The organism is Amycolatopsis sp. WAC 01375 (assembly GCF_003947325.1).
Taxonomy (GTDB): Bacteria; Actinomycetota; Actinomycetes; order Mycobacteriales; family Pseudonocardiaceae; genus Amycolatopsis.
Genome location: NZ_QHHW01000044.1, coordinates 52,035 through 67,566 on the forward strand (window position 1 = coordinate 52,035; position 15,532 = coordinate 67,566).

Below are 15,532 nucleotides of genomic sequence, written 5' to 3' on the forward strand. Positions count from 1 at the left end.
TCACCTGCTTGCGATGGTTGCGCACGCAAGTACCGCAAGCAGGTGACGAGTCGCTTTGCTCGCACTTCGTCGCACGTATCGATTGAGCATCATCGGGCGCAAGCGTGCTGCAAGCACGCTTCCCTTGAATACCCAGGACACTGCACGTGTTGCCGTCTCGCGCGCCGAAATGGTGACTCACCGCAATGTCGTCGAGACGTAAAGTAGCTATCGACCACGCGACGACATCCGCCGTGCACGATCGGTGTTGGCGAGTCATTGCGCGGTTACCGCGACATGTGGTTACTTTTCCGCCTCGGGGGTTGGGTTACAGCGAGTTTCGATGGGGTGGTCTTCGTGCGCACTGAGCGTTTTCCGAAGCGACTACGCGGTCTTCGCGTAGTCGCGGTCCTTGCCGCTTCGGCGGTCGCGACGGTGCCTTTCGTGCCCGTCGCGGCGGCACAGCAGCAGGGCAAGGTCCTCCGGGTGGCGCTCACGACCGGCATCGACCACCTGAATCCCTTCACCGCCCAGCTGGCGGCGTCGACGCAGGTCGGCCGGTTCAACTACGAGTTCCTCACCCTGCCTTCGGCCGAGGACACCCAGCCCACGGGTGGCATCGCCGAGTCCTGGAAGACCTCGGACGACAAGCTCACCTGGACCTTCGCCATCCGTCAGGGGATGAAGTGGTCCGACGGCAAGCCGATCACTGCGCAGGACCCCGCGTACACCTTCCAGCGGATGCTCGACGACGAGAACGCCCGCACCGCGAACGGCAGCTACGTCACCAACTTCGAGTCGGTGTCGGCGCCGGACGACAAGACGCTCGTCATCAAGACCAAGGCACCGCAGGCGAGCATGACCTCGCTCGACGTCCCGATCGTGCCCAAGCACATCTGGGAGCCGATCAAGGACCTCAACGCCCCCTCGACCGACGAGATGGCCGTCGTCGGCGTCGGCAGCGGACCGTATCTGCTGACCGAGTACAAGAAGAACGAGTTCGTGAAGTTCAAGGCGAACAAGGACTACTGGCGTGGCGCGCCCAAGGTCGACGAACTGCAGCTGCTGCAGTTCAAGGACGCCGAGGCCGCGGTCAACGCGCTCAAGCAGGGCGAGGTCGACGTCATCAACCGGCTCACGCCGACGCAGTTCGACGCGCTCAAGGGCGAGAAGAACATCACCACGAACAAGGCGCCGGGCCGCCGGTACAACGAGCTCATCATCAACTTCGGCGTCAAGAACGTCCTCGACCAGCCGATCGGTGACGGCAACCCGATCCTGAAGGACGTCCGGGTCCGCAAGGCGATCGCGCAGGCGATCGACACGGAGAGCATCGTCCAGAAGGTGATGAACGGCTACGGCCAGCCCGGGACCGGTGTCGTCCCGGCGATCTACAAGGCCTACACCTGGACCCCGTCGGACGCGGAGAAGACCAAGTTCGACATCGCGGCCGCGAACGCCACCCTCGACCAGGCGGGTTACGCCAAGGGCGCGGACGGCATCCGCGTCGCGCCCGGCGGCGCGAAGCTGGAGTTCCGGCTCGCCGGTCACGCGAACCGGCCGTTCGACCAGCGTGTCGCGCAGTTCGTCAGCGGCTGGCTCAAGGACGTCGGCATCGGCGTCAAACAGGAACTCGTCTCCGACGACGAGCTGGACGACCGCACCACCGCGGGCAACTACGACCTCGCGATCTCCGGCTACGGCACCTCGCCCGACCCGGACTACGCCCTCAGCCTGAACACTTGCGCCGGCCGCCCGAACGCGGAGGGCAACGGCGGCAGCTCGGCGACGTTCTTCTGCGACCCGCGCTACGAGGACCTGTACAAGAAGCAGCTGACCGAGTTCGACCCCGCCAAGCGCGCCGAGCTCGTCAAGCAGGCCCAGGCCGTGCTGGCCGGCGAGTACGTCGACGTCGTCCTGGACTACGACAACGTGCTCGAGGCCTACCGCTCGGACAAGTTCGCCTCGTTCACCAAGCAGCCGCAGCCCGACGGCGCGATCCTCGAGCAGTCCGGCTACTGGGGCGTTTACGGCGCCACTCCGGCCGACGCGGCAGCGCCGGGCGCCGAGGAAAGCAGCAACACCGGACTGTGGATCGGCATCGGCGCGGTCGTGCTCGTGGTGCTCGTCGGCGGTGGCGTGCTGCTCGGGCGGCGCGGCAAGTCGGCCGACGACCGGGAGTAGAACTCGTTGACCGAAGCACTCAGTTCCCTCGACCAGACCCCGGCGCTCGTCGATCCCGACGAGCGCCGGGGCGGGACCGGCACCGCCCGGTTCGTGCTCTCCAAGATCGGCGGCGCGCTGGCGAGCCTCGCGCTCGTCGTCGTGCTGGGGTTCTTCCTGTTCCGGACACTGCCCGGCGATCCCGTGCGGTTCATGGTCCGCGACCGGCCGACCGACCCGAAGATGATGGCCGAGCTGCGCGAGCAGATGGGCGTGGACAAGCCCCTGCTGCAACAGTTCTGGGACTACGTCGTCGGCCTGCTCCAGGGCGACATGGGGGTGTCGTACCTGCAGCGGCGCCCGGTCTTCGACATGGTCGGCGAGCGGTTGTGGCCGACGATCCTGCTCGTCGGCAGCGCGACCGTGCTCGCGGTGATGCTCGGCCTGTGGCTCGGCATCCGCGCGGGCTGGCGCCGGGGGAGCAGGTTCGACAAGGTCCAAACAGGACTCGCGCTGACGCTGTGGTCGGTACCGCAGTTCTGGCTCGGGCTCATGTTGCTGGTGGCCAGCAACGGTCTCTTTCCGAGCCGTGGCATGCATTCCCCGGACGTCGCGCCGGGCTTCTTCAGCGAAGGGCTCGACGTACTCCACCATCTGGTGCTGCCGTGCGTGACCCTGCTGGTGGTGTTCTACGCGCAGTACATGCTGGTCATGCGGTCGTCCCTGATCGGCGAGATGAATTCGGACTACCTCACCACCGCGCGGGCCAAGGGGCTGCGCGACGACCTCGTCCGCAAGCGGCACGCCGTGCCCAACGCCCTGCTTCCGACGGTGACGCTGGTCTTCATGCAGTTCGGGATGGTCGTCTCGGGTGCGGTCTCGGTGGAGGCCGTGTTCAGCTGGCCGGGGCTCGGGCAGCTGCTCTACGAAGCGCTCCGCGGGCCTGATCTGCCTGTCCTGCAAGGAGTTTTCGTGACCCTCGCGGGTGCGGTGGTGCTGATGAACCTGCTCGCGGAGTTGCTCTACCGCGTGCTCGACCCCAGGGTGCGGACGGCATGACCACAGCGGAAAAACCCGGTTCGATCGTCTGGCGCCGCCGCCGTGAGTCGGTGGCGAAGCGCTGGCACGAGTTCACGACGAACAAGGCGGGCGTCTTCGGACTGGCCTTCCTCGGCCTCATCACGCTGCTGGCCATCCTCGCCCCGGTGATTTCGGACGAATCCGGCCTCGACGTCACCAAGGCCGAAGGCACTTCGCTGGAACCGCCCAGCGGCGAGTTCTGGCTGGGCACCGACATCGACGGCCGCTCGGTGCTGCTGATGACGTTCTGGGGCGCGCGGATCTCGCTGCTCACCGGCTTCTCGGCGGCGTTCCTCTCGGTGCTGATCGGCACCCTCATCGGGATCGCGGCCGCGCATTTCGGTGGCTGGCTTTCCGGGCTGTTGCTGCGGTTCACGGACTTCTTCCTGGTGCTGCCGTCGCTCGTCCTCGCCGTGGCGCTCGCCTCGGTGCTGGATCAGGGCACGATGACGGTGATCATCGCCATCGGCGTCACCGCCTGGCCAAGCACAGCGCGCCTGGTCCGCGCGCAGACCCTCACGATCGAGGGCCGCCCGTACATCGAACGTGCGAAAGCACTCGGCGGCGGTCACCTGCACATCGTCGGCAAGCACGTCCTTCCCGGCGTCATGCCGCTCGTGCTGGCCAACACCACGCTCGTCGTGGGCAACGCGGTCATCGCGGACGCGACGCTGGCGTTCCTCGGCGTCGGCAACCCGAACACAGTCTCTTGGGGAGCCATGCTGCAGACCGCCTTGAACAACGGCGCGATCAGCAAGGGCGCCTGGTGGAACCTGCTGCCGCCGGGTATCGCGATCGTCGTGGTCGTTCTCGCCTTCACCCTCGTCGGACGCGCGCTGGAGACCGTGCTGAACCCGCGCCTGAAGGGACAGCACTCATGAGCCCCTTGCTGGAACTGAAGAACCTCGGCGTCACCTACGCCACCGGCAGCGGTGAGGTTGCCGCCGTACGCGGTGTCAGCCTCGTGCTCGAACCCGGTGACACCCTCGGGGTCGCGGGGGAGTCGGGGTCGGGAAAGTCGACCGTCGCGATGAGCGTCCTGCGGCTGCTCCCGCGGTCGGCCAAGGTCAGCGGAGAGATCCTGCTGGACGGCGAAGACGTCACGGCCATGAAGTGGGGCAGGCTGCGCGCGGTGCGCTGGGCCGAGGCCTCGGTCGTGTTCCAGGGCGCGATGCACGCGCTCAACCCGGTCCGCCGGATCGGCGAACAGATCGCCGAGCCGATCCGCCTGCACCCGCCCGGCGGCAAGGCGCTGTCGGACGGTGAGATCCAGGCCAAGGTCAAGGAACTGCTCGAACAGGTCGACCTGCCGCCCGGCCGCGCCGGGGCGTACCCGCACGAGCTGTCCGGCGGCCAGAAACAGCGCGTCATGATCGCGATGGCGCTGGCCTGCTCACCGCGACTGATCATCGCGGACGAGCCGACCACCGCGCTGGACGTCGTCGTCCAGGCGCAGGTGCTCGACCTGCTGGGCAGGCTGGTCGCCGAACAGGGGATCGGGCTGATCATGATCAGCCACGACCTGTCGGTGCTCGCCGCGACCTGCCGCCGGATCGCGGTGATGTACGACGGCGAGATCGTCGAGGAACGGCCGAGCGCGGAGCTGATGAGCGCGCCGCGGCACGAGCACAGCCAGGCGCTGGCGGCCGCGTTCCCGACCGTCGGCGACCCGGTGTCGCGGTTCGCGCCCGCCACCAGCACGCCGTTGCCACCGGAACCGGAACGCACCGGTGACCAGCCCGCGCTGCTGGAGGCCGAGGACCTGCGCGTCAGCTTCCGCGACCGCACCGGCAAGCGCATCCACGCCGTCGCCGGCGTGAGCCTCCAGGTGCGGAAGGACGAGATCGTCGCGCTCGTCGGCCAGTCCGGCTCTGGCAAGACGACACTGGCCAGGACGCTGCTCGGGCTGCAGAAACCCGACTCCGGTGCGGTGCGGTACGCCGGGAAACCGGTCCCGCTCGGCGGCGCCGGGCTCAAGGCGTACCGGCGGCAGGTCCAGCTCGTGCTGCAGGACCCGACGAGCGCGCTGAACCCGAACCACACGGTGTACGAGGCCGTCGCGGAAGGCCCCCGCATCCACGGAATGGCCGCGAACGAGCACGAGCTCGTCATCAAGGCCCTCGAAGCGGCCGAACTGCGGCCCGCGGAGAAGTTCCTCGACCGGCTCCCGCACGAGCTGTCCGGCGGGCAGCGGCAGCGGGTCGTCATCGCGGGCGCGCTCGCGCTGGACCCAGGCGTGATCGTCGCCGACGAACCGGTGGCCTCACTCGACGCTTCGGTGCGAGGGGAGATCCTCGCGCTGTTGCTGCGCCTGCGACGTGAGCTGGGTCTCGCCGGGCTCGTGATCACCCACGACCTCGGACTGGCCTGGAACATCGCCGACCGGGTCGCGGTGATGTATCGCGGGGAACTGGTGGAGGTCGGTACCGTGGAAGAGGTCCTGCTGGACCCGAAACACGACTACACGAAGTCGCTGCTCGCGGCGTTGCCCGGTGGCACCGCCCAGCGTGCGGCGGCCGACCGCTGAGCGAGGGGATTCCCGTGTCCGACGCGGGAAACACCCATTGCCGCGCACACGCACAGGCGCGGTGTGTAACCTCCAATCTCGAAATGGCGACCACGACAGAACCCCCGCAGACGCCCTCGGCCGGTTCCCTCGGCGAGCGGCTCCGGGTGCCTTCCCGGTTCCCGTACCGCACCATCGCGATGGGAACCATAGGCAGCACGCTGCTGATGCTGGCGGCGCTCGGCGCCGGCGGCATCCTCATCCGTGACCCGATCCTCGGGCACGGACCGTTGTCGTGGATCCGCTACGGCCACGGCCGCATCCTCGCCAACGCGATGCTCTACACGGGCTTCGGGCTGATCATCTGGGCATGGGTCCGGCTGGGCCGCTACGCGCTCGCCGGACGGATCGGCAGCCGTCCGATCGTGATCGCCTCCGCCTGCTGGATGGCGCCTCTGCTGGTCTCGCCGCCGCTGTTCACCCGCGACGTCTTCTCCTACCTCGCGCAGGGCGCTCAGCTCCTGCATGGGCTCGACCCGTACGCCAACGGACCCGCCGAGCTGACCGTGCTGCCGGACGTCGTGCAGAACGTGCACCCGCTGTGGCAGACCACGCCCGCGCCGTACGGTCCGCTGTTCCTGCTGGTCGCCAAGGGGATCGTCTCGGTCACCGGCAACGACATGATCGCCGGCGTCATCGTGACCCGCCTGGTCCTGATGCTCGGCCTGGTCGGGATGCTGTGGTCGCTGCCGCGGCTGGTCAAACACCTCGGCGGCAAGCTGCCGATCACCCTGTGGCTCGCCATCGCCAGCCCGATGACGGTCATCCACCTCGTCGGCGGCCCGCACAACGACCTGCTGATGCTGGGCTTCCTCACCGTCGGTGTGCTGGCCGCGCTGGAGCGCAAACACGTCGTCGCGATCGTCCTGGTCACCGTCGGCATGCTGATCAAACCCACCGCGGCGTGGGCGCTGCCGTTCCTGGTCTGGGTGTGGGCGAACCACCTGCCCGGCGACCGGAAGGTGGTCAACTTCTTCCGTGCGGGCGCCGCGTCGGTCGGGATCTTCCTGCCGGTGTTCGTCGCGGGTACCTGGCTGTCGCTCGGTTCGGTCAACCTCGGCTGGCTGACCGGCCTCAAGGCGCCGACGCTGATCGCGAACTGGATGAACTTCCCGACCGGGATCGGCGAGATCTTCTACTCGCTGGTGAACCTGGTGATCGACGTCGAGGTCTCGCCGTTCGTCACTGTGTTCCGGGCGATCGCGATGGTCGGCCTGTTCGTCTTCGCCGGCCGCCAATGGTGGCTCGCCCGCGACGGCGGCAACCCGGCGATCCACCGGATGGCGATCGTCCTGCTGGCCGGCGCGATCGTCCCGCCGCCCTCACTGCCGTGGTACCTGACCTGGGGTTTCGTGGTCCTGTCCGCGTTCGAATGGCGTCGCCGGAACCTCGCGGTCGTCGTCGCGGTGTCGGTGTTCGTGACGCTGGTCTACTACCCGACAGGGGAGCAGGCGCTGTACGACTGGTGGTTCATGGCGGGCGTCGTCGCGGCGAGCGTGTACGCGGCCGCGTCGCTGCTGCGGCCTGATCCGCTGGGGATCATCTCGGCTTGGCGGGGGAGGCCGGTGGAGCAGTTCCTGCCCGCCGAGGCCCCTCGCTCCTCCTGATTTTCGACTGGGCCCCTGCCTTCAGAGTCAGGTCCCGGCAAAGTCGAATATCCGCTGGTCGGTGGCGTTATTGGTGATTCGACCGGATATCGTCGACTGTCCGAAGGGGCAGAGCTTGAGTGGCGGTTCGGCTTGCTCAAGGGGTGAGCCTGATTGTCCACAAAGGACACTCGTCGGCGGCGGAATGTCCACTTGATGCTTATATGTTCGGTTTTCGACAGGGTCGTGAGTGGCAAGGACGGTTCTGGCGGACCGGTATTTGCCTACCCACTGGTGCCGGTGTTACGGCAAGGGCCGGGCGTGGAGGATTAGGGGACGTTGAGTGTCCCCATCCTCCGTTGATCAAGATCCGGGGCCGGCACGACGTCGTGACGATGTAGGAATCGGGACACTCAACGTCCCAATACCTACATCGTCAACCCTCTCGGCCTGGTCCAGCGTAGGTAGGCAAATACAGGTCCGCCCTAACCCGAATCGCCACTCGCGACCCCGTCGCGGAACACCCGGATGAGGCACTGTCACCCCCGGAGCTGTCCCCTGTGGACAGTCGAGGAGGTATCAGGCCGCTGTGGCGACCCCGCCTCCGCCGCTCCAAGACCTGCTTGACCAGAGGCTATGCGACTTGCCGGGCCCCTGCCTTCCAGGGTGGGGAATGGCGCGGTCGAGAAGGGCGAGTTTCCTCGGCTGAGCCGCATGAAGGGGGCCTTCACGCGATCAAGATGTGACGGGTGTGACTTCTGAGGCGAGCAAGCGGTCCGTGAAGGGCCCCTTCACGGACCCAGAGTCCCTCAAGGAGTCCTTCATGGACTTGACCAGGCCACCAAAGTGTATAACGACCTATACAGCACGGCGGTGGCGTTGTTGCCGCCGGGCGGCAACAACGCCAAAAGAAAGCTCAGGAAGCGCGCCATCCACTCCAGGAGCAGACCACTGTGCTCACCACGGCATGCGGAGCGGGTTGCGCCTCGTACTGCGGATACTTTTCCCGCAGCAGCCGCACCGGTAGCGCCTGCTCGTCGGGATCGGTCAGTACCCGGGCGACACCGTCCGCCCGGGCCCACCACAGTCCGGTCCAGTCCTCGGCGTAGTGGTCGGTCAGGAAGCTGACCACGGGGTTCTCCGCGATGTTCTTCAGCCGCCGCAACGCCGTGGTGCTCTTCGGTTTGTGATCGATCGCGAACGCGACCGAGTCGCCTTCGACGACGAAAGTCACCGGCACCAGATGCGGCACGCCGTCCGAGCCCGTCGTCGCCAGCCTCGCTATCCGCTCGCCTTCGAACCGTGACCGGGCTTCCGCAGGCGTCATCCGCATGTCGCGACGGTACCTAGCCCGAGCGTCGCACGCGGAGCACGTTGTCCGAACGCGTTCCGTGCTGTCCCTCCGGTCCCGGGAAGTCGTGCGTGATCAGATCTTGCCGCTCCACGGTCCATTCACCGTCGGCCAGCGCCAGTGTTTCGAGGACCTCGGCCGTCGTCGGGAAGTGGACGTCCTTGTGCGGCGGCTCTTCCATCCAGGTCGGCCAGCCCGCGTGGCCGGCGACCACCAGGGTGCCGCCCGGGGCGACGGCCTCGGCGGCGCGGCGGAGTGCCTTGTCCCGCTCGCCGTCCACCTCGACGGGGGAGTGGAAGAACTGCGCGGAAACCAGGTCGAAGCGCCCCTCCGGGAACGACTTCGCCAGGTCGTGACGTTCCCAGACGATGCCTTCGACGCCGGCCCCGGCCGCGTGCCCGGCGGCACGTTCGAGCGCGACCTCCGAGATGTCGACGGCGGTGACGCGCCAACCCTGCTGCGCGAGCCAGATGGCGTCGCCGCCTTCGCCGCAGCCGAGATCGAGTGCCGTGCCCGGGGTGAGCGAGGCGACCTCGTTCACCAGGATCGGGTTCGCCTTACCGCTCCAGACCTGCTCTTTGTCGCGATAGAAGTCTTCCCAGAACTGTTGTGTGGAATCCATGTCCGAAAGATGCCCCCGGTTCGACCAATCGCGCAAGTTCCGTTGCCGTTATGGCAAAACCTGGAGGGTGCCCGCGTCCGCGTCGAGGGTGGCCCGTGCACCGAGGGGGATGGTCGGCGACGCGGGGACGTGCCCGATGCCGAATTCCCAGGCCATGGGCACGCCGAGGGGGCCGAGACGGTCGAGCATCAGGGCTCGGATCGCCTCGGCTTCGCCGCAGGACTTCCACGAACCCAGCACGAAGCCGTGGACGCCGTCGAGCCAGCCGGAACGGAGCAACTGGGTGAGCATCCGATCGATCCGGTAGAGGCTCTCGGTGACGTCTTCCAGCACTACGAGCGCGTCGCGCGCCGAGCCTTGTTCCGGAGCGCCGAGGCTTGAGACCAGGAGGGCGAGGTTGCCGCCGACGAGTGTGCCGGTCGCGGTGCCCGGCACCAGCGGTGACGACGTCGGCGACGCGATCGTCCGCACGGAGTCCGGCTCGAACAACGAAAGCCGCAGGTGTTCGGCGGCGACCGCGTCGAACAGCGTGGTCGCGGGCATGGGCGAGAACAGCGTCTCCAGTCCCAAGTGGACGTTCACGGCCAGGTGCAGCGCCGTCACGTCGCTCGACCCGGCGAACATCTTGGGCCCGGCCGCCCGCAGCGCCGTCCAGTCGACGAGGTCGAGCATCCGCTGTGAGCCGTAGCCGCCGCGGGCGGCGAGGACGCAGGTCACCCCGGGGTCCAGCCAGGCGCGGGTGAACTCGGCGGCCCGTGCCTCGTCGGATGCCGACAGGTAGCCGGTGGACGCCGCGCGGACGCACTCGCCGACGTGGACTTCGACGCCCCAGCCGCGGAGGACCGGCAGCGCTTTCTCGACCAGATCCGCCGGGACCGGACCTGCCGGGGCGACCAAGGCGATCGTGTCGCCCGGCCGCGTCTTCGACGGCCTCATCGGCTCAGCCGGAGCGTCGGCACGCCGGGCGTTTCGAAGCCGAAGACCTGACCGTAGAACGACAACTCCGCTTCGAGTGCGGCCACGATCGTCTCCGCCTTCCGGAAACCGTGCTGCTCGCCCTCGAACCTCAGGTAGGCGTGCTCGATGCCGCGCCCAGCCAGCCCGGCCACGAACCGATCCGCCTGCTCCGGCGGGCAGATCTCGTCCTCCAGGCCCTGCAAGAACAACAACGGGCCGGCGAGAGTGCCCGCGTTGTTGATCGGCGACCGGTCCCGGTAGCGCTGTGCGCATTCCGGCAGCGGCCCGACCAGCCCGTCGAGGTAGCGGGACTCGAAGTCGTGCGTCTCGCCGCCGTCACCGGTCCACTGGCCGAGGTCGAGGATCGGGTACATCACGGTGCCCGCGCGGTAGGTCGTCGTGGTGGTCAGCGAGGCGGCGGAGGTGTACCCGCCGGCGCTGCCGCCGCGGATGGCCAGCCTGTCGCCGTCGACGGTGCCTTCGGCGGCGAGGGCTTCGGCGACGGTGACACAGTCCGCGACGTCGACGACGCCCCACTGTTCCCGCAGCCGTTCGCGGTAGGCGCGGCCGTATCCGGTCGAGCCGCCGTAGTTCACCGTGACGACGGCGATCCCGCGGCTGGTGAAGTACGCGATCTCGTAGTCGAGCACCGCGCTGTCCCGGCCGGTCGGTCCGCCGTGCGGGTACACGAACAACGGCGGACGTTCGCCGTCCGGCGCGGCGAAGTCGGCGTTCGCGGGCAGATAGACGAAAGCGGGGATCTGGTCGCCGTCTTCGGTTTTGAAGATCCGCTCCACGGGCGTCGACAGGTAGGCGGGTGACGGCGGTTCTGGCGCCGACGCGAGTTCGGTGACCGTCCCGGCTTCGAGATCGACCTTCACAACGGCGCCTTCGCGGGCAGGCCCTGCCGCGACGCCGACCACGCGGCCTTCGTGGATCGCGAAACCGTTGGTGGACCACGCGGTGAGGTCGGCGGCGGCCGCCACAGGGGTCACTTGCCGCGTCGTCTCGTCGAGGACGGCGAGCTTGCCCGAGGCGATGACGGCGAACTTGCCGTCCCCGAGCGGGGTGAACCAGCGCGCGCCGAGTTTCCACTGCGCACCGCCGATCTCCTGCTCCGACGGTGCGAGGTTCGTGATGCCGCCGTCGAGTCCGACGCGGTGCAGGTTCCACCAGCCGTCCGGGTCGAGCAGCGCCAGCAGGCTGTCCGCCGTTTCCCATTCGACCTGGCAGACGGAGACGTCCGCCGCGCCGGCGAGGACGCGGTGGGGCCCGAAGGTCCCGTCCTCGCGGAGTCCGGCGACGCACAGTTCCGTGCCGTCCCAAGGCATCGCGGGATGGTTCCAGCCGATCCACGCCGCACGCGTGCCGTCGGGGGAGAGCTGCGGCGCGGTGAGGAAGTGGTGACTGGCCGTCAACACCCGTTCCGGGCCGCCGGCGAGAGGAACGGCGACGAGGTCGCGGGCGATGTCCACGCGCCGGGGGCCGGTGCTGCGTTCGCGCACCAGCCACACTTCGCCGGTCCGGCCGGGCCGCAGGTCGCTGTAGCGGATCTGGTGCGGCGTGGCCGGTTCCGGAGTGAGCGGGGTCGTCTCGCCGGTGGTCAGGTCGCGGCGGTAGACGCGCTGATCGGCCCAGTGGGTGAAGACCAGGTCGTCGCCGAGGACGAGCCAGGGGCGGCCACCGTACTCGTGGACCCGGTTCCGGACGTTCCACGGAGCGGGAAGGACGTCTTCGACGGTGCCGTCGGCGCGGGACCTCACGAGGGTCACGCGGCCGCCCTCACCGGTTCTCGCTTCGGCCCACCACACCTCGTTTCCCGCCGTTCCGAGCCATTGCGCGCTGACTCCCGCGGCCGCGACATCGGCGGCCGACAGGGGAGACGTCCAGGTGCCGTAAGGGGCGATCTCAACCACAGGGGAAGACTAGGTTCGTCCCTTTGCCGATGACGGCCCGGGGCGCGGCGGTTTCGCCCTTGGCTGAACCTTGGGGCGGCGGATGCCGATCATGGGGCCGTGGCCTAGGGTCAACGGTGCCATGTCTCGCGTAATCCACGTCTTCCGCCAGCCCGACCGGTTCGTCGCAGGAACCGTCGGTGAGCCCGGCGACCGCACGTTCTACCTCCAGGCGTCCGAGGACGTCCGCACGATCAGTGTGACGATCGAAAAACAGCAGGTCGTGGTCTTGGCCGAAAGGCTCGGATCGCTGCTGGAAGAGGTCGCCAGCCGGTTCGGCGCGGACGTACCGGACGACGCGCCCGACGAGCTCCTCGACGTCGACCCCCTCACGGTTCCGGTCGAGGAGGAGTTCCGCGTCGGCACCATGGGTCTCGGCTGGGACGCGGAGAGCAGCGCCGTCGTCATCGAACTGCTCGCGATGACGGAAGGCGAGGTGGACGAAACGGTCGTTCTGGACGACACCGAAGAAGGTCCGGACGCCGTCCGTGTCTTCCTGAGCCCTGGCGCGGCGCGCGCTTTCGCTGAGCGGGCCGACCGGGTGGTCAACGCCGGCCGCAAGCCGTGCCCCCTGTGCGCCGAGCCGCTCGATCCGGCGGGCCACATCTGCCCGCGTCAGAACGGGTACCGGCGCGACGTCGACGTCCTCGAGGACTGACAGGGTGACGGAGACTTCGCGGGAGCTGGTGGCGCGCGGCAAGATCGACGTCGAAGGCAGGCTCGTCGACGCCTCCAACGTCACGCTCTTCTGCACGATCGAACTCGACGGCGTGACCGGCAACGTCGTGTACAAACCGGTGTCGGGTGAGCGGCCGTTGTGGGACTTCCCGGACGGGACGCTCGCCGGTCGCGAGGTCGCGACGGCCATGGTCGCCGAAGCCTCCGGGCTCGGCGCGATCCCGCCAACGGTGCTGCGCGACGGGCCGTTCGGGCCCGGCATGGTGCAGCTGTGGATCGAGACCACCGACGAGGAACTGGTCGACGTCCGCTCCCCGGACAATCTGCCGGACGACTGGCGCGTCGTGCTGCACGCACACGATCGCGACGGTGAACCCGCGGTGCTCGCGCACGCGGACCGGCAGGGGATGCGGGAACTCGCCCTGCTCGACATCGTGGTCAACAACACCGACCGCAAGGGCGGGCACGTGCTCGCCGGTGCCGACGGCCGGATCTACGGCGTCGACCACGGCATCTGCCTGCACACCGACCCGAAGCTGAGGACGGTGCTCTGGGGCTGGATCGGCGAGCGGCTGAGCGAGGCCGAGGTGGGCAGGCTTCGTGGTCTGCGCGAGCGGCTGGACGGCGAACTCGGCGCCGCGCTCGGCGAGCACCTCACCGGTTTCGAGATCCGCGCGCTGGCCGAGCGCACCGACCTGCTGCTGGCGGAGGGTGTCTTCCCGGAGCCCGGCGACGACTGGCGCGCCATTCCGTGGCCGCTGTTCTGAAGGTGCTGGACGATCAGGCCCGCGCACGCCTGATCGAGCGGTTCGGTGACGACGTCACGACCTGGTGCGACGAACTGCCCGCGCTCGTGGCGCGGCTGGCGGCGCGGTGGGGGCTCGCCGTCGTCGACGCGAAACCCGGCAACACCGGCCGGACCCTGATCTGTGCCGGGGAAGACGGCGCCAAGAAGGTCCTCAAACTCACCCCGGATCACGCGATCGCCGAGTCCGAGGCCGCCGCGCTCCGCGCGTGGGACGGCTGTTCGCGGGTCGTGCAGGTGCTCGCCACCGAACTCGCCGACGGGGCGATCCTGCTGGAGGGCATCGATCCCGGCACGCAGTTGCTGGAGGCGGGGGCGAACGTGCCGTGGGCGGAGGTCGGCGATCTGCTGACCCAGATCCATGCGGTGACTCCGCCGTCAGGCTTCTCGACGTTGGAAGACCGGGTCACCTTCATGTACGGCCTCGCCGAGCGAGGGCTGCGCGGATCGGTGGCCGAGTCCACGTTGTCGCTGGAGACGCTCGATCGCGCCCGGCTGCGGGCGCTGGCTCTCGCGACCGTTGGGGGAGGGACCGCGATCGTGCACGGCGACCTGCATCCGGGCAACGTCCTCGACGGCGGGCCCGGACGGGGCGCGGTCGCGATCGATCCGCGGCCGAGCGTCGGCGACCCGTCCTTCGATCTGGCCGACTGGGTCACGCTGCCGATGAAAGAAGGCGGCACGCTCGAAGACGGCTTCGACGCGATCGCCCCGCACCTTCCCGGATTCGACGCCGGACGAGTGCGCGCGTGGTGCGTCGCACTCGCGCCGCTGTTCGTGATGCGCCCGCTCGAACGGGGTGAGCGGACCCCGTTCGTCGAAGCGATGCTGTCATTCTGTCGGTGAACTTGAGTCCGCGATCGACGTCGGCAGGGCGGCGGATGGCCGCCTGACCGGCGTGGCGGGGAGACGTCGACCGCGTGCCCCGATAGCGTCGATCGCCGTGCGCTCCCATTCGTACGACGACGTGCTGTCCGGTCCGCGCAAGCGGAAGATCCCCGAGGTGCCCGCCGAACCCGGGCTCGTGGTCGAAGACCCGGCCAGCGGCTACTGCGGTGCCGTGGTGAAGATCGAGTACGGCAACGTCGTCCTCGAAGACCGCCACGGCAAGCACCGCGTGTTCCCGCTGAATCCCGCGGGTTTCCTGCTCGAAGGCAAACCGGTCACGCTGGTGCCCGCGAAGGCGGCCCCGAAGACCCCGGCCAGGCGGATCTCCGCGTCCGGGTCGGTCCAGGTCCAAGGGCTCAAGGCCCGGGTCGCCCGCGATTCGCGCATCTGGGTGGAGGGCAAGCACGACGCCGAACTCGTCGAACGGGTCTGGGGACACGATCTGCGGGTCGAGGGCGTGGTGGTGGAACCACTCGATGGTGTGGACGTGCTCGCCGATCGCATCGACGAATTCGGCACCGGAACCGGCAGGCGCCTCGGTGTGCTGGTGGACCATCTGGTCGCGGGAAGCAAGGAATCCCGGATCGTCGACGGAATCCGTGACGAGAACGTGCTGATCACCGGACATCCGTACATCGACATCTGGGAGGCCGTGAAACCCGCGGTCGTCGGCATTCGCGGCTGGCCGAAGATCCCGCGTGGCACGGAGTGGAAACAGGGTGTCTGCGACGCGCTCGGCTGGGGCGAGCCGTGGGAGGGCTGGCAGCGCGTGCTGGCGGCGGTCGGCAGCTACCGGGATCTGGAAACGCCGCTGATCGGAGCGGTGGAGCGGCTCATCGACTTCGTCTCCGACCCGGGCGAGGAGTCCTGAATGACCGGTTCGCGCGAGGTCACTCAAGGTT

13 protein-coding genes are annotated in these 15,532 nt (G+C 68.6%); 9 read left to right on the plus strand and 4 right to left on the minus strand.

All coding sequences use genetic code 11. The features are described from left to right. Positions 1-276: 276 nt before the first annotated feature. The 5 genes from DL991_RS30190 (at position 277) to mptB (ending at position 7,395) form a co-directional block, all read left to right on the plus strand. Positions 277-2,163 carry an ABC transporter substrate-binding protein gene (locus tag DL991_RS30190; protein ID WP_233599066.1) on the plus strand — a complete coding sequence of 629 codons (1,887 nt, stop codon included), beginning with the start codon at positions 277-279 and terminating at the stop codon, positions 2,161-2,163. Positions 2,164-2,169: 6 nt separating this feature from the next. Next, positions 2,170-3,201 (plus strand): ABC transporter permease, encoded by a 1,032-nt coding sequence (locus tag DL991_RS30195; protein ID WP_125787753.1) that lies wholly within the window; start codon positions 2,170-2,172, stop codon positions 3,199-3,201. After that, the gene (locus DL991_RS30200) at positions 3,198-4,103 is read left to right on the plus strand and encodes an ABC transporter permease (protein WP_125787754.1); all 906 of its coding nucleotides are present in this window, start codon (positions 3,198-3,200) and stop codon (positions 4,101-4,103) included. Before DL991_RS30195 ends, DL991_RS30200 begins: the two co-directional genes overlap by 4 nt. Continuing rightward, positions 4,100-5,749: an ABC transporter ATP-binding protein gene (gene nikE / locus DL991_RS30205; protein WP_125787755.1), complete on the plus strand. Its 1,650-nt coding sequence runs from the start codon at positions 4,100-4,102 to the stop codon at positions 5,747-5,749. Before DL991_RS30200 ends, nikE begins: the two co-directional genes overlap by 4 nt. 83 nt (positions 5,750-5,832) lie before the next feature. After that, on the plus strand, positions 5,833-7,395 hold the full coding sequence (mptB, locus tag DL991_RS30210) for a polyprenol phosphomannose-dependent alpha 1,6 mannosyltransferase MptB (protein WP_125787756.1): 1,563 nt from the start codon (positions 5,833-5,835) through the stop codon (positions 7,393-7,395). 895 nt (positions 7,396-8,290) lie between these two features. On the opposite strand, the gene DL991_RS30215 is transcribed toward mptB, so the two are convergent. The 4 genes from DL991_RS30215 to DL991_RS30230 are packed head-to-tail and all read right to left on the minus strand — an operon-like array spanning position 8,291 to position 12,220. Then, a complete protein-coding gene (locus DL991_RS30215) occupies positions 8,291-8,707 on the minus strand; it encodes a TIGR03668 family PPOX class F420-dependent oxidoreductase (protein ID WP_125787757.1) in 417 nt (138 codons plus the stop codon). 13 nt (positions 8,708-8,720) lie between these two features. Then, positions 8,721-9,347: a bifunctional 2-polyprenyl-6-hydroxyphenol methylase/3-demethylubiquinol 3-O-methyltransferase UbiG gene (locus DL991_RS30220; RefSeq protein ID WP_125787758.1), complete on the minus strand. Its 627-nt coding sequence runs from the start codon at positions 9,345-9,347 to the stop codon at positions 8,721-8,723. 48 nt (positions 9,348-9,395) lie between these two features. Next, positions 9,396-10,283: an LD-carboxypeptidase gene (locus DL991_RS30225; RefSeq protein WP_125787759.1), complete on the minus strand. Its 888-nt coding sequence runs from the start codon at positions 10,281-10,283 to the stop codon at positions 9,396-9,398. Next, entirely contained in the window at positions 10,280-12,220 is a 1,941-nt protein-coding gene (locus DL991_RS30230; protein ID WP_125787760.1) for a prolyl oligopeptidase family serine peptidase, read from the minus strand. Before DL991_RS30230 ends, DL991_RS30225 begins: the two co-directional genes overlap by 4 nt. Positions 12,221-12,341: 121 nt before the next feature. Between DL991_RS30230 and DL991_RS30235 the strand changes: the two genes are divergently transcribed. The 4 genes from DL991_RS30235 (at position 12,342) to DL991_RS30250 (ending at position 15,501) form a co-directional block, all read left to right on the plus strand. Then, entirely contained in the window at positions 12,342-12,917 is a 576-nt protein-coding gene (locus DL991_RS30235; protein ID WP_125678033.1) for a DUF3090 domain-containing protein, read from the plus strand. A gap of 4 nt (positions 12,918-12,921) precedes the next feature. Beyond that, positions 12,922-13,704 (plus strand): SCO1664 family protein, encoded by a 783-nt coding sequence (locus DL991_RS30240; protein WP_125787761.1) that lies wholly within the window; start codon positions 12,922-12,924, stop codon positions 13,702-13,704. Then, positions 13,689-14,588 carry an aminoglycoside phosphotransferase family protein gene (locus tag DL991_RS30245; RefSeq protein WP_125787762.1) on the plus strand — a complete coding sequence of 300 codons (900 nt, stop codon included), beginning with the start codon at positions 13,689-13,691 and terminating at the stop codon, positions 14,586-14,588. The genes DL991_RS30240 and DL991_RS30245 overlap by 16 nt, the downstream gene beginning before the upstream one ends. Positions 14,589-14,685: 97 nt before the next feature. Further along, the gene (locus DL991_RS30250) at positions 14,686-15,501 is read left to right on the plus strand and encodes a DUF3097 domain-containing protein (protein ID WP_125787763.1); all 816 of its coding nucleotides are present in this window, start codon (positions 14,686-14,688) and stop codon (positions 15,499-15,501) included. Positions 15,502-15,532 lie beyond the last annotated feature (31 nt).